Source organism: Paenibacillus sp. LX16 (assembly GCF_036252815.1).
Lineage (GTDB): Bacteria > Bacillota > Bacilli > Paenibacillales > Paenibacillaceae > Paenibacillus > Paenibacillus polymyxa_B.
The window spans coordinates 1,980,595-1,993,076 of the sequence record NZ_CP141152.1; the positions used below are offsets into that span (position 1 = coordinate 1,980,595).

The 12,482-nt window shown below is 45.7% G+C and carries 14 protein-coding genes and 1 tRNA gene; 11 read left to right on the forward strand and 4 right to left on the reverse strand.

Going from position 1 to position 12,482, the window contains the following annotated elements; all coding sequences use genetic code 11:
• Nucleotides 1–113: 113 nt before the first annotated feature.
• Both T3H97_RS09120 and T3H97_RS09125 read left to right on the forward strand, forming a co-directional pair.
• Complete coding sequence (locus T3H97_RS09120; RefSeq protein WP_328802321.1) at nucleotides 114–1,778, forward strand: RsmB/NOP family class I SAM-dependent RNA methyltransferase; 1,665 nt, start codon at nucleotides 114–116, stop codon at nucleotides 1,776–1,778.
• Nucleotides 1,775–2,557 carry a pseudouridine synthase gene (locus T3H97_RS09125; RefSeq protein WP_328802322.1) on the forward strand — a complete coding sequence of 261 codons (783 nt, stop codon included), beginning with the start codon at nucleotides 1,775–1,777 and terminating at the stop codon, nucleotides 2,555–2,557. The genes T3H97_RS09120 and T3H97_RS09125 overlap by 4 nt, the downstream gene beginning before the upstream one ends.
• Nucleotides 2,558–2,682: 125 nt before the next feature.
• Here T3H97_RS09125 and T3H97_RS09130 read toward each other — a convergent pair whose 3' ends face one another.
• Complete coding sequence (locus T3H97_RS09130; protein WP_328802323.1) at nucleotides 2,683–3,864, reverse strand: GGDEF domain-containing protein; 1,182 nt, start codon at nucleotides 3,862–3,864, stop codon at nucleotides 2,683–2,685.
• A 206-nt stretch (nucleotides 3,865–4,070) separates the two neighbouring features.
• On the opposite strand from T3H97_RS09130, the gene T3H97_RS09135 reads away from it, so the two are divergent.
• On the forward strand, nucleotides 4,071–5,195 hold the full coding sequence (locus T3H97_RS09135) for a glycosyltransferase family 4 protein (protein ID WP_328802324.1): 1,125 nt from the start codon (nucleotides 4,071–4,073) through the stop codon (nucleotides 5,193–5,195).
• Here T3H97_RS09135 and T3H97_RS09140 read toward each other — a convergent pair.
• Nucleotides 5,192–6,298, reverse strand: a complete 1,107-nt coding sequence (locus tag T3H97_RS09140; RefSeq protein ID WP_250244555.1) for a YkvI family membrane protein — start codon at nucleotides 6,296–6,298, stop codon at nucleotides 5,192–5,194. The genes T3H97_RS09135 and T3H97_RS09140 overlap by 4 nt on opposite strands.
• A gap of 140 nt (nucleotides 6,299–6,438) precedes the next feature.
• Here T3H97_RS09140 and T3H97_RS09145 point away from each other — a divergent pair, with 140 nt between their 5' ends.
• The 5 genes from T3H97_RS09145 (at nucleotide 6,439) to T3H97_RS09165 (ending at nucleotide 8,956) form a co-directional block, all read left to right on the forward strand.
• Nucleotides 6,439–7,044: a DedA family protein gene (locus T3H97_RS09145; RefSeq protein WP_069011093.1), complete on the forward strand. Its 606-nt coding sequence runs from the start codon at nucleotides 6,439–6,441 to the stop codon at nucleotides 7,042–7,044.
• Nucleotides 7,045–7,128: 84 nt separating this feature from the next.
• Entirely contained in the window at nucleotides 7,129–7,701 is a 573-nt protein-coding gene (locus T3H97_RS09150) for a xanthine phosphoribosyltransferase (protein WP_013309742.1), read from the forward strand.
• 101 nt (nucleotides 7,702–7,802) lie between these two features.
• Complete coding sequence (locus tag T3H97_RS09155; RefSeq protein WP_007429850.1) at nucleotides 7,803–8,147, forward strand: hypothetical protein; 345 nt, start codon at nucleotides 7,803–7,805, stop codon at nucleotides 8,145–8,147.
• Between the two features lie 140 nt (nucleotides 8,148–8,287).
• On the forward strand, nucleotides 8,288–8,509 hold the full coding sequence (locus T3H97_RS09160; protein ID WP_025720071.1) for a hypothetical protein: 222 nt from the start codon (nucleotides 8,288–8,290) through the stop codon (nucleotides 8,507–8,509).
• A 117-nt stretch (nucleotides 8,510–8,626) separates the two neighbouring features.
• Entirely contained in the window at nucleotides 8,627–8,956 is a 330-nt protein-coding gene (locus T3H97_RS09165; protein WP_165176713.1) for a carboxymuconolactone decarboxylase family protein, read from the forward strand.
• Between the two features lie 140 nt (nucleotides 8,957–9,096).
• Here T3H97_RS09165 and T3H97_RS09170 read toward each other — a convergent pair whose 3' ends face one another.
• A complete protein-coding gene (locus tag T3H97_RS09170; protein ID WP_328802325.1) occupies nucleotides 9,097–9,633 on the reverse strand; it encodes a YhjD family protein in 537 nt (178 codons plus the stop codon).
• Between the two features lie 222 nt (nucleotides 9,634–9,855).
• On the opposite strand from T3H97_RS09170, the gene T3H97_RS09175 reads away from it, so the two are divergent.
• The 3 genes from T3H97_RS09175 (at nucleotide 9,856) to T3H97_RS09185 (ending at nucleotide 11,726) form a co-directional block, all read left to right on the forward strand.
• Nucleotides 9,856–9,940, forward strand: a tRNA-Leu gene (locus T3H97_RS09175).
• A gap of 212 nt (nucleotides 9,941–10,152) precedes the next feature.
• Complete coding sequence (gene msrA, locus T3H97_RS09180) at nucleotides 10,153–10,665, forward strand: peptide-methionine (S)-S-oxide reductase MsrA (protein ID WP_328802326.1); 513 nt, start codon at nucleotides 10,153–10,155, stop codon at nucleotides 10,663–10,665.
• Between the two features lie 125 nt (nucleotides 10,666–10,790).
• Complete coding sequence (locus tag T3H97_RS09185; RefSeq protein WP_328802327.1) at nucleotides 10,791–11,726, forward strand: divergent polysaccharide deacetylase family protein; 936 nt, start codon at nucleotides 10,791–10,793, stop codon at nucleotides 11,724–11,726.
• Here the strand turns inward: T3H97_RS09185 and T3H97_RS09190 are convergent.
• Nucleotides 11,701–12,462 carry an N-acetylmuramoyl-L-alanine amidase gene (locus tag T3H97_RS09190; RefSeq protein ID WP_328802328.1) on the reverse strand — a complete coding sequence of 254 codons (762 nt, stop codon included), beginning with the start codon at nucleotides 12,460–12,462 and terminating at the stop codon, nucleotides 11,701–11,703. The genes T3H97_RS09185 and T3H97_RS09190 overlap by 26 nt on opposite strands.
• Nucleotides 12,463–12,482 lie beyond the last annotated feature (20 nt).

The window sequence follows — 12,482 nt, forward strand, 5'->3', positions numbered from 1 at the left end:
TATACAACATTACAGCTTGTAGTGAAAGTTTGTAAATCACACCGATATTGCAGGATAACAGGTTGAATATGGTACAATAAAATTTATTTTAAAAGGACAGGATGATTACGATTATGGGTGTACAGCTCCCCACAGCATTTGTAAAGCGCATGGAGCAACTGCTCGGCGACGAATTTGAAGCATTTATGACCGCCTATGACCACACGCCCCATGCCGGGATTCGCGTCAATACGTTAAAAATTCCGGTGGAGGACTTTAAGGAACGTTCTCCGTTCGAACTTCGGCCGATTCCATGGTGTGCCACGGGTTTTTACATTCCGCACGGTACGAAGCCGGGGCTACATCCTTACTACCATGCGGGACTGTACTATATACAGGAACCGAGTGCAATGTCTCCAGTTGAACTGCTCAATGTAGTTCAAGATGAAGCCGTATTGGACTTGTGCGCTGCACCGGGCGGGAAATCGACCCAAATAGCTGCCAAACTACAAGGAAGCGGCGTATTGGTGACAAATGATATTAGCGCTGACCGAACCAAAGCGTTGGCTAAAAATGTGGAATTGTACGGTGTACGTAATGCTGTAGTATTGAATGAAAGCCCGGATCGAATCGCCGATGCCTTTCCTCATTTTTTTGACAAGATACTAATTGACGCACCTTGCTCGGGAGAAGGTATGTTCCGCAAAGATGAGGATATGGCAAAACAATGGGAAACGCATTCGGTGGATAAATGTGTAGTCATGCAACGGGACATTTTGCGTGTAGCGGCCTCGATGCTGAGCACAGGAGGGAGAATTGTCTATTCGACCTGCACCTTTGCGCCAGAAGAAAATGAAGGAATGATCGCAGAATTTCTGGAGGCTCATCCCGATTTTGACGTAGTCCCTGTTCCATCGGAAGCAGGTTTTGCACCAGGCCACCCGGAATGGATGAGTGAAGAGGTCGCGACATCACACCCCGAACTGTGGGGAACAGCACGCCTTTGGCCGCATCTCGTAGAGGGAGAAGGCCATTTTATCGCTGTGTTGCAACACCAGGGTGGTCGTGTCACTGGGACAGAAGATCACACTGAATCCGGGGATTTGCCTCCATTTGAGGGCAAGAATGACAGGGCATTGAACATAGATGCAGCGTATCCACGGAAGAAGCAGTTTTTGTCCGTCAAGGAAGCACTGACACCAAGCGGTCAAGGAAGACATGCGACTGGTGAGCCTAAACGAAGTGGAAAAGGAATGGACGGGAATTTCGGTAAAGGAAAGTCCGCGCGCGGCTTGGGTGGCAATAAGTTTCGTTCCGGCAAAGAGAATGTAAAATCCGCTGCACGCTCCCCACAGGATGTGCTGGAGTCCTACCACCAATTTGTGAAGGAGCAGCTGGAGGTGTGCTTTACAGGCTATACGGTGGTTTACGGAGATCGTATTTATCAGTCGCCATTGGCATCACATCGTTTGGACGGCCTTAAGGTGGTGCGACCAGGCTGGTTTATGGGTACCGACAAGAATGGTCGCTTTGTGCCTTCACATCCGCTGGCGGTAGCATTACGCCCTTCAGAGGCGGTTAGAAGCATCAATCTCTCCAGTTCAGATGCTGAGGCCATCCGGTATTTAAAAGGGGAGACCTTGTCCATCCCCGTTGAGAGAATGGCACTGCGGAACGAAGTCCAGCCCAAAGGCTATACTCTCGTGTGCATTGATGGTTATTCGGCTGGGTGGGGCAAATGGCAGGACGGCATGCTCAAAAATGAATACCCTACAGGCTGGAGGTGGACATCGGTATGAGTGGAAGAGGGAGACAAACGCAACGTTTGGATAAAGTTTTAACCCATATGGGATATGGCTCCCGTAGTGATATCAAGCGACAGGTGAAGCAAGGGATGATCACGGTAAACGGGAGGATCACCAAGGATAGCGGCTTACAGGTTCATCCATACCAGGATCAGATTGAAGTGAACGGGGAACGTGTTGTTTTTCGGGAGTATATTTACATCATGCTGCACAAGCCACCGGGCGTTATATCTGCAACCGAAGATTCAAGGGAGCGGACGGTACTGGATTTGCTGAGTGCGGAGGAACGACATTTTGAGCCTTTTCCAGTAGGACGCTTAGATAAAGATACAGAAGGACTATTATTATTGACCAACGACGGTAAGCTAGCGCACGAACTACTTTCTCCACGGCGGCATGTCCCTAAAACGTATGAGGCTACTGTGTCGGGTCATGTCACGGAGGAGGATATTCATCAATTTACAGCAGGAGTGGAACTGGATGATGGGTATGTTACCCTTCCCGCGCAGTTGACCATTCTTCGCTACGAACATCCGTACCAGGCAGATGGAGAAGTCATTTCCTATATTTCGCTTGTAATCCATGAGGGTAAGTTTCATCAAGTGAAGCGTATGTTCGAGGCGGTTGGTAAAAAGGTGACCTATTTGAAAAGAACGGCCATGGGCCCATTGAAGCTGGATGAACAGCTTCCACTGGGCAGCTATCGAGAGCTGACTAGTGAAGAACTGGCATGGATCGGCCGGGATATAGCATCTGCAACGTCAGAAGTTTGATGGGCAGATTAAATATAAATGACGCACAGGCTCTTATGAGATTCCTGTGCGTCATTTTGTGGTATAGGCAACCAGACAGAGAATTATTCAAACTCAACTTTTTACAACGAATCGCAGTTTACAATTTATTGTGCGCGTGCTGTCCGACTTTTTTTCACTTCGGCAGCTGTATAAGCTGTAACCTTGTTTTTACCTGTCGTTTTGGATATGTACATCGCTTGATCGGCCTGCTTGACCAGTTCATCCGGGTTCATTTCCTTCTTCACTGTACTGTGTCCGACACTGATTGTGACAATGCTTTCCTCCGCGACCCGTTCGCGGATACGTTCTGCGACATGTCCAACCTGGGCACGTCGATCCACAACCATTGCGACCAGTTCCTCGCCACCGTATCGTCCGGTCAGTCCGATTTCATCCAGTTCATCCTCCATAATCTGTGCCACCTGTTTGAGTACTTCATCCGCACGAGCATGGCCCTGCGTATCATTCAACTTTTTGAAATTGTCAATATCGCAAAAAATGACCGACACGCGGATTCCTTGATCCATATATCGCCGTAGTCGTCCTGAAAAATATTTACGGTTATATAGCCCTGTCAGGCCATCGGTGATGGAAGAACGGTAAATCCTTTGGAGCAGCTCCACAATCCGTTCAAACAGGATGAGGAATAACGTAGTGTAGTACAGCAATGGTAAAAATGACATATATAGGACTGTGTTTGACCTGCCAGCTTCTTCAGGGATATCATTTCGCAGCCACAAATAGCCGAGCCAGAGCAAATACATGAATAAGCCCGCTACATACTTCTTTGGCTGTCCGATTCGTGGGGTGATGAACACAAGGCTCAGTATAAGTACCAGTACTCGATAAAACATAGTGAACCCAACTAGTTTCGCTGCGCTGATCCAAGCGGGCAACAAACCTGCAGTCCAGGCAATAACCGGCAATATCAATAACGCACCCAGCATTAGCAAGGTCCATGTCTGCACACGTTTCAGCTTCCGGTAGAGTTGAAATACGGCAGCATTGATGAGCACGAAGGCAGACGCCTCCAGCACATTTTTCCACACAATTCCTTGCAGTTGCATCTTGCCTCCGCCTGCTGAATAGAGATTCATGGCTTCATATGTCATAATAAAAATAGCGGCAACCGAAAAAAGGATATAGGCTTTTTTTCGTTGTCTGCTATATATGATCACGCACATCAGTGCCATCATGAGTATAATATACAAACCGCAGGCTGCACTTATGGCCCCGGCCAGAGATGGGAAACCCAAGGTTCCCGATAAGGACAACAACGTCAACATCACCGACTCCATTTGCAAAAATAGTCAATCTATTGAACGGATGATATCGTTCCGATACAATAGACAGGATTTATCCCATTTAAAATGTTATAATTTTCTTTTGTGACTAACATTTATTCTCAATATATCATCTTTCAGAAAATCCGGAAACCTATACATACCATCTGTGATCCGGGCAGTTTAATGCTTGAAAGGGGAAGCACGTCATGAAATTGCTACAGGCTCTCTTTTTCCCACCCGAGCAACCGGGAGGCGTTTCATCCATGATTCCATATCTGCAAGAGCGATTTACATCCCCCCGTTGGGAAATGGAGCTATTTTCAATCCCTAAACGGATTCGTAACAAGGGTAGGGACGAAGTAACTTTTGATACCTTTGACTGGACGAGATATGAACAATATCCAATCGTTCAAAAATATATTCAGACGTACCGTGACTATTTGTGGTGGACCCGGCTTCGTATTCAGAAGCCCTATGACCTCATTCATGCTCATCATCCGATTGCCGGAATCGCCATGAAAACTGTTTTTCCTGACATTCCGCTCGTACAGACGATTCACTCTTCCTATGAGAAGGAGTTAATTCTAAACGGGAAAATAGAGGAGAACGGGCCTGAACACCAATTCTTGGTGTCACTGTATGGGGAAATGGAGCAGAAGGCGGATCGCCTGATAGCGGTATCTCATTCTTTTCAGCATTATTTAACTCCTTACGTTCAGAATCCGCAAGACATTGCAGTCATTCCGAATGGATATGATGAGAAGCGCTTCAAGCCCATTCCACACGAAAATGAAGTGACACAGCTCATAAGCGTTTGCCGCCTTGTTCCGGCGAAAGGACTGGATATTTTATTGCAGGCCTGTGCTGAACTTAAAAAAAGAAATCTGGAATTTGTGCTTCATATTATTGGAGACGGCCCGGTTCGCCCTGAGCTGGAAGAGTTGGCGCGACAGCTCGATATATACCATGAGACGATTTTTTATGGATATACCCTTCATCCAGAAGAGTTTATGCCTTTCTTTGATGTATTTGTCTTGCCTTCTCGGGCGGAGGCCTTTGGTTCGGTATTTGCGGAAGCAGCGTTAAGTTGTCTGGCATTGGTAGGTACAGAAGTGGGAGGAATACCGGAGCAGATCGAAGATGGGGTAAATGGCCTGCTCGTGCCACCCGACAATCCGAGGGCACTGGCAGACGCATTAGAGAAGGTCATTGCTGACCCTGCCTATCGTTATGAGCTGGCTAGATCTGCTTGCGACAAGGCTAAATCAAGCTATTCTTTAAGTCGGGCGGTTAACGAGTTGAAGAAAATGTATTTGAAATTTCCACATTAACCATGACGAGTACCACCTGGTTTGGAATCAGAATGCCGAAAGCTGGAGCGAGGACGTGAGGAACGGAAAGGCCTCCCGCGTCCTGCTATGATTAGTTTACTAACCCACATCAGACTGAGCATTCCGAAAATAGGATAAAGGACAGATAACAGTGAACTGAAGCCGAACTGACTGATTAAAAAACAGGTGAGCATAATGAATAGTGTAATGAGCTTGGGCGAAATTTGGACATGCTGACGAATTTGCAGACTGACTCCATAAATGTCGGCCACAAAGGTACTGAAGATTTCCATGAAAATGAGTAGAATGTATATGATTTCGACAAAGGCACCCAGACGGTAAGCAATGCTTCCCATAGGGATTTCAAATTGCTGAATACCCGGCATATGTGCTGACATGGCAAAGTGTGCAGCCATCAGCATAAACCCGACACCAACTCCGCCCAAAACTCCGCCCCAGCGGATGGTTCTTCGGGAAAAGGTTTGGCTGCCAAGTGGTACAAGCACGGCTTGGGCCATAGTTAGGTTGAAGGACGTGTACAGCAGTGGAGAGAGCAAGGTTCGAAATGTACTGTGATCTGTCGTATTCGTAATAAAACTCTGAGGATTGGGCATGGAGAGCGTGCTGTGAACGAGCAGAAGAGACATGATGATCATCAGAGGGACAACCACGGTGTTCATGTGCAAGATGGCTTTAATGCCTTTACTTAGCAGCAAATAAGTACCAATCAGTGTAATAAGCAGTCCGGTTTGGTAATGCAGGTGAAGGTGCTCTACAAAAACAGAGCCGGCTCCTGCCAACATGACGCTGTTTACGCCAATCAGCACGATGAGCGTGAACCAGCTAATCCATTTCCCGGCATTGGCGCCAAAAAGATGTTTGTTCAGGTCCTCGTAGGATTTGGCTGAAATATCATGAGCGATCAGCATCATTTTCGTACCCAACCATACAAATATGATTGTGGATAGCATAATAGTGAGTGTAGCCCAACGACCATACTGCGTAAAAAATTGCAGAATTTCTTGTCCGGTAGCAAATCCGGCACCGACGATTGTACCGATGTATGTAAAAGCAATCTGAAAAACATGAATATTACGTTTCATCCCCAGTCCCTCCTTGCCTGCTTGAATAACGCTGCAGCGAGCATATAATACAAACTATGTTCAACTGAAATAGGACATGACTGGATGAGACTGAAAATAATTAAAGTGAATTAATGAATAGCTTGACGGGAGCGTAATTTATGGGTCAAATCCTTGCATGGATACTGGAATATGGATATTTGGCAATGTTCGGCTTGCTTGCACTTGGAGTAGCGGGTATGCCGATACCCGACGAAGTGCTAATGATCGCCTTCGGCGGGCTCGTGTCTCAAGGGCACTACAACTTCATTGCTGCACTGGCAGTCACATTTTTCGGTAGTATGACGGGTATGATGCTTAGCTACACACTAGGACGTCTGCTGGGAAAACCACTTTTGCATCGATACGGAAAATGGGTGAGGCTTACGCCTTCTAGGATTGCCTCTTCTGAAAATTGGTTTGGGCGCTATGGTACCTGGGGAATCCTGTTCGGATATTTTGTCCCCGGCTTGAGACATGTATCCTCATATCTGGCAGGTACAACCCGTCTAGGCGTTTTTCGATATATCTGTTATGCATCAGCAGGAGCTTTGCTGTGGTGCGGTACATTTTTGGGGATTGGACATGCGGTGGGCATGCATTGGGAGCAGGTGGCGAAGCTAATGGAGAAGGTGACGCATCGGGTAGGGCTGGTCGTTATTCTTTTAATCGTTGTGGGAGGAATCACCGCATGGTTCTGGAACAAGCGCAAAAAAAATGTCACATGACCGCATGGAAAGCAGCTATAGCTTGAAAGCGGCGGGTGAAGTATGGTACTTTTACCGCATAGGATTGCCGTGGGAGGTCATGTAATGGAAGTATTAAAGAAACGAATTTTAAATGAAGGCGTGATTGCATCAGATCAGGTGCTGAAGCTGGATGGTTTGCTTAATCACCAGGTTGATCCAGAACTGACAATGGCAATGGGACGAGAGTTCGCAGCTCGTTTCCGAGAAGAGAAGATTACCAGAGTAGTGACCGTGGAGTCCTCAGGCATTGCCATCGGGTTTGCGACAGCATTGGAATTGGGTGTACCGTTGGTATTTGCTCGTCGTAAAAAGACCCTATTAGCTGATCCAGACGCGCTGTGTGAACGCGTACCTTCGTTTACTAAAGGTATTGTTACGGATATTATGCTGTCTCGTCAATTTATTCACGAAGATGACCGTGTTCTGTTCATTGATGATATTATTGCTAATGGTGATGCGGCGCGAGGTATGGTTAAAATCATTCAACGCTCCGGAGCGGAGTTGGTTGGATTCGGTGTCGCGGTGGAAAAAAGCTTTCAGGCCGGAGCGAGAACCATTCGTGAGCAGGGTATTCGTGTAGAGTCATTGGTCAAAATTTCGTCGTTAGCTGACGGCAAGATTGAGTTTGCTGAATAGTAACAATTCAAAACTCCTAATCCTTATTTCTAATAATAACCTTTGCATGAGCTTCAATTTCGCTTATAATATAGATAAGGTTTTGGAGAGGAGGCAGCAACATGGGGAAAGAACAATTGACCGAACAGTTTTTTCTGGAAAAACTGGCAGCGGCTAAAGTACACTTTGAGCGTGCCTTGGATTGTAAGCATACGGAATTCGACGATTTGTATCCCTATATGATTGAACATCCTCAGTTTTTTTGGTATAAACGCTATGTGGCCTGGTCAGAGTTGTTGACGTTGGTTAACCTATGCGAAGAATTGTCCTTCTCTTGGAAAGAAGAATTTACTGCTCACCAAGTGGAGTATGTAGATCAGCGAGTGTTGTCTGCACAAGTGCTGGACTTCTGGTACGAGAAGAACGATACAAAAGAACATGATCACAGTGTAAATCAGTCGGGATAATTTGTCGCTCTGTTGGCAATCCATATAAGTAGTAAGAGAGAAGAGACCTAAATGATTCGTTTAGGTCTCTTTTTAAACTTTTTTCATGTATATAGAACCATGATCGTTATGTTAAAAAAGTGAATAAGGAGGGGACAAGGATGATTATGGACGAAGAATTGGATGCTTATCGACTCTCCGGTGAAAAGGTGCGTGTCGTACGCGATGGATTGGAGTCCAACGATGTTGTTGGCATTGTACTGGCATGGGATGATGAACAGGTGCTTATTCGTCGCCAGAATCGACGTGTGGTCAAATTGGATCGCAGCTATACATACCAGTCGTTCAGCGAGCCGCGTCACAATCCGATAGATCTGGATTAGGAATGGGTTCCAAATGGGTGTTGGATAAAAATAACTGGGTGATTCATTAGGCATACAGAATCTCTAAATCGGACACAGTAATGAAGGAAAATCCAACAGAGAGGACGTGCTGTGTCAATGACGGTTATGGACGAAAAAGTACATGCATACAAGGATCAAATCAGCCATTTGGAAGATCGGTTGCCCGAGGTAGTTCATGCATATCATCGTTTTACCGGAGAGTGCTTTCAAGCCGGCAGCTTAGATGAGAAAACCAAGCAACTGATTGCGCTAGGCATTGGCTTATTTGCCAACAATGAAGTATGCACGTTTTATCACGTGGACGAGGCGCGGTCCAAAGGAGCCAGTGATCAGGAAATTATGGAGACCATTGCTGTAGCCGCAGCAGTAGGTGGAGGACATGCTCTAAGTCAAGGGGTTACGCGTGTACAGAAGGCGTTGCAATAAGGCGAATCATTAATTGATGAGCTTATACTTCGTCATAGCGGTTATAGCCCGATTTGGATATATGATGAATATGGAAAGGAGCTTCCGAGCACAGTTGGTGTCTCGGAAGCTTTTTCTTTTGCGTGTTTGTTGTGCGAGGATTATGCTCTTCTGCTTGCGGCAAAAGCAGCAGGGCGAGACGTTTTACGCTTATAAGCCAAAGAGGATGTAACCAAACTTCGTTCAACGATGCGTAGAGGTTTGGAAGTTGAATTGTTTGGTAATTCGGGGCGATGTTTCTCTAGTAAAGGAAGGGCAGCTGTATGGGGCATAGAGGTTGAGAGCCCCAGATATGCTCGCATCCGCTCATACATTTCTTTGCGGAATGCTGGCATTTCCATACTGAACTGCTCTTTATTTCCTTTACTTATATAGGTGGCGTGAACGCCGGAGTGGTTTTGTTGTATGTCCAGAACATGAATGTGATATTTATTAAATTCATGTTTTATTTCAGACAGCAGGATCCCGGTACGATCTACACCTGCGTTAACCATTTCAACATAAAGATCAGGGGTTTTCAGCATACCGCTCTCTTCAAGAATTAGGCTGTCCCGCTCAAATACTTTTTGAATAAAGGTAAGGAGCAGATAACTTTTCACAAGAGACCATTCATACTGAGTAGTATCTAAAGAGATCATTACCATTCACCGCCTTAGGAAAATGTGATGATAATTCATAACCGATTGAAGAAAAGGAACCTTCGTTCCCGAGAACTTATGTTCTTATTTTAGTGTATTATTCCTTTTTTATCAAGAGGAAATTAACAAACATAAAAGGTTTGACATCTTGATATGAGCATGGTATGATCTATCTTGTCGCTAAGAAAGATTGATCTTTCAAGGATAAACGACAACTTATATGCGGTCGTGGCGGAATTGGCAGACGCGCACGGTTCAGGTCCGTGTGGGCTAACCCCCCGTGGAGGTTCGAGTCCTCTCGACCGCATCTATTAGAAAAGGTCTATAGAATTGCTCTCGTAGCAGTTTTAGAGACCTTTTTCTTATATTTCCGGGGATTTGCTCATAGTTTAAGCTGAACACGTTTCTTGTCTTCCCGCAAACTATGGTTTTCCATAAAGGATCTATAAGGTTATTTTTTAAGATATGATAGAAAAATAACGCACTTTATGATGAAGTTATTGAAAGGTTGGATGTAAGATGGAGAAAGCAACTTTTGCAGGTGGATGCTTCTGGTGTATGGTGACTCCGTTTGAGGAGCAGCCGGGCATTCATGGCATTGTGTCAGGATACACTGGAGGAACGATTCCCAATCCGACCTACGAGCAGGTTAAAACAGGAAACACAGGTCACTACGAGGTGGTGCAAATTACTTTTGAGCCTGAGCTGTTTCCTTATGAAAAGCTGCTCGAATTATATTGGCCGCAAACAGATCCTACCGACGGGGAAGGTCAATTTCAGGACCGGGGTACACAGTATAAACCCGCAATTTTTTATCATACAGAGCAGCAACGTGAGCTTGCACAACAGTCCAAGGAGCAGTTGGCACAAAGTGGACGTTTTGATAAGCCAATTGTAACGGAGATTCTTCCTGCTTCAATTTTTTATCCTGCAGAGGATTATCATCAGGATTACCATAAGAAAAACGTGAAGCACTATAAGGAAGATCGGGCCCAATCAGGTCGTGATGAATTTATTGATAAGAACTGGTAAGCGGCTTTAACATACGTTTCTACGCACGGTAAGGCAGATCAGGGAGTACTCCATGGATCTGCCTTATACATATTTAGACGAGGTTACTCACACAATGAAGGGACAGAGAAGGAGGCTGACCCGCAATGAGTACACGACGGAAGCTGCACATGAGAAATATAATAAAAAAGGCTTTAAAGGCATCTCGCGCTCGGAAAGAGCCAGCTTATGTACCAGTATTCCATTCAAGATCCAAAATACGAAGAACCGTAGTACTCTGTATTTCGGTATGCATGTTATTCATGGTCTGTAGTACTGGTGTTGCAGAAGCAATAGACAAACAGGACGAGCGGCAAAAGATGGTTGCTGTCATTATTGATGATCTGGGAAACAACATGAAAGGGACTGAGCAAATTTTAAATTTGCCCGTTAAGATTACCGTTGCTGTGATGCCCTTCCTGCCTACAACCAAGCAGGACGCTATGGAAGCGCATAAGCGCGGTCATGATGTCATCGTCCATCTTCCAATGGAGCCAAAGCAGGGGAAGCCCGAATGGCTTGGGCCTGGAGCAATTAAGGCTAATATGACGGATGAAGAAGTACGTGCGAAGGTGACAGCAGCCATTAAGGATGTTCCTTATGCGATAGGGATGAACAACCACATGGGTTCCAAGGTCACTTCGGATAAGCGCATCATGTCCATTGTTCTTGATGTTTGTAAGGAGCATGGACTATTTTTTGTCGATAGCCGTACTAATTATTGGTCAGTGGTCCCTGAGCTTGCCGCTAAAAAGGGAATGCCACCAGTACGAAATGATGTTTTTCTGGATGATGTCCATAACCTCGCCCATGTGAATCGCCAACTTACAAAAGTGGTTGAATGGCTGGATGAGCACAATACCTGCGTAACGATTGGGCACGTCGGCGTGTCTGGTATGTACACATCCTCCGCTCTTCATTCGTCGGTTCCCAAGCTAAAGGAGCACGCCAAATTTGTAGGTATTAGCGATTTGGTACGAGCTGTATGGGGATGGACAGGAGACCCAGCCACCAACACTACCATGCCGTCAGATGCGCAATAATGCCTTCGGCAATAGCTTCGGCAACGCTTTTTTGACCACGATCCTCGGAAAGCATAGCTCTGTCCTGTTCGTTACTGATAAATCCAGTTTCTACAATTACAGCAGGATGCTGAATTTTATTCAAAAGATAAAAGGGCTTTCCGTACACTGTTTTTCTATTCATGCAAAATAAGCGGTTTAATGAATGCTGAATCCGTTCAGCTAACAGATAGCTGCTGCCTTCATCCTGATACAGTACAATGGGTCCCCGTTTTTCGGCACGTTTGTTCCAATTGACATGCAGGCTTACAACCAAAGCGGTGGGCAGTTGTTCTGTTAGGCTTTTCCGTTGGGCGAGGTCTTTAAGGTGCCGGGATTTGGACTGTAGCCAACGGTTGTCGTCACTCAGTGCGTAGTCCTTGTCCCGATTCAGAACAGCAGGATATCCCTGGGAGCGTAAAATCAAGTACAGCTTTTGAGCAATGGCGAGATTGATATCTTTTTCCAAAATTCCTTTGTGACTTGTTCCACCATCCACACCGCCATGGCCTACATCAATCAGGACAACGGGCTTGGCAAAAGCGTGATAGGACGAATGTACGTTGGGCGGAACATCTGTATACTTGTTCGGTTCGTTACTTTTATCGTTGGGTTGAGCAGCTGTATAGGTAAATGGGGCAAATACAGCACTGCAAAGGATGCATAGACTTAACCCCAGCCCTGTCAGCCATATTTTGTTTAACTTTTTTTTGCTCACATTCTATTCCTCCAATGGAC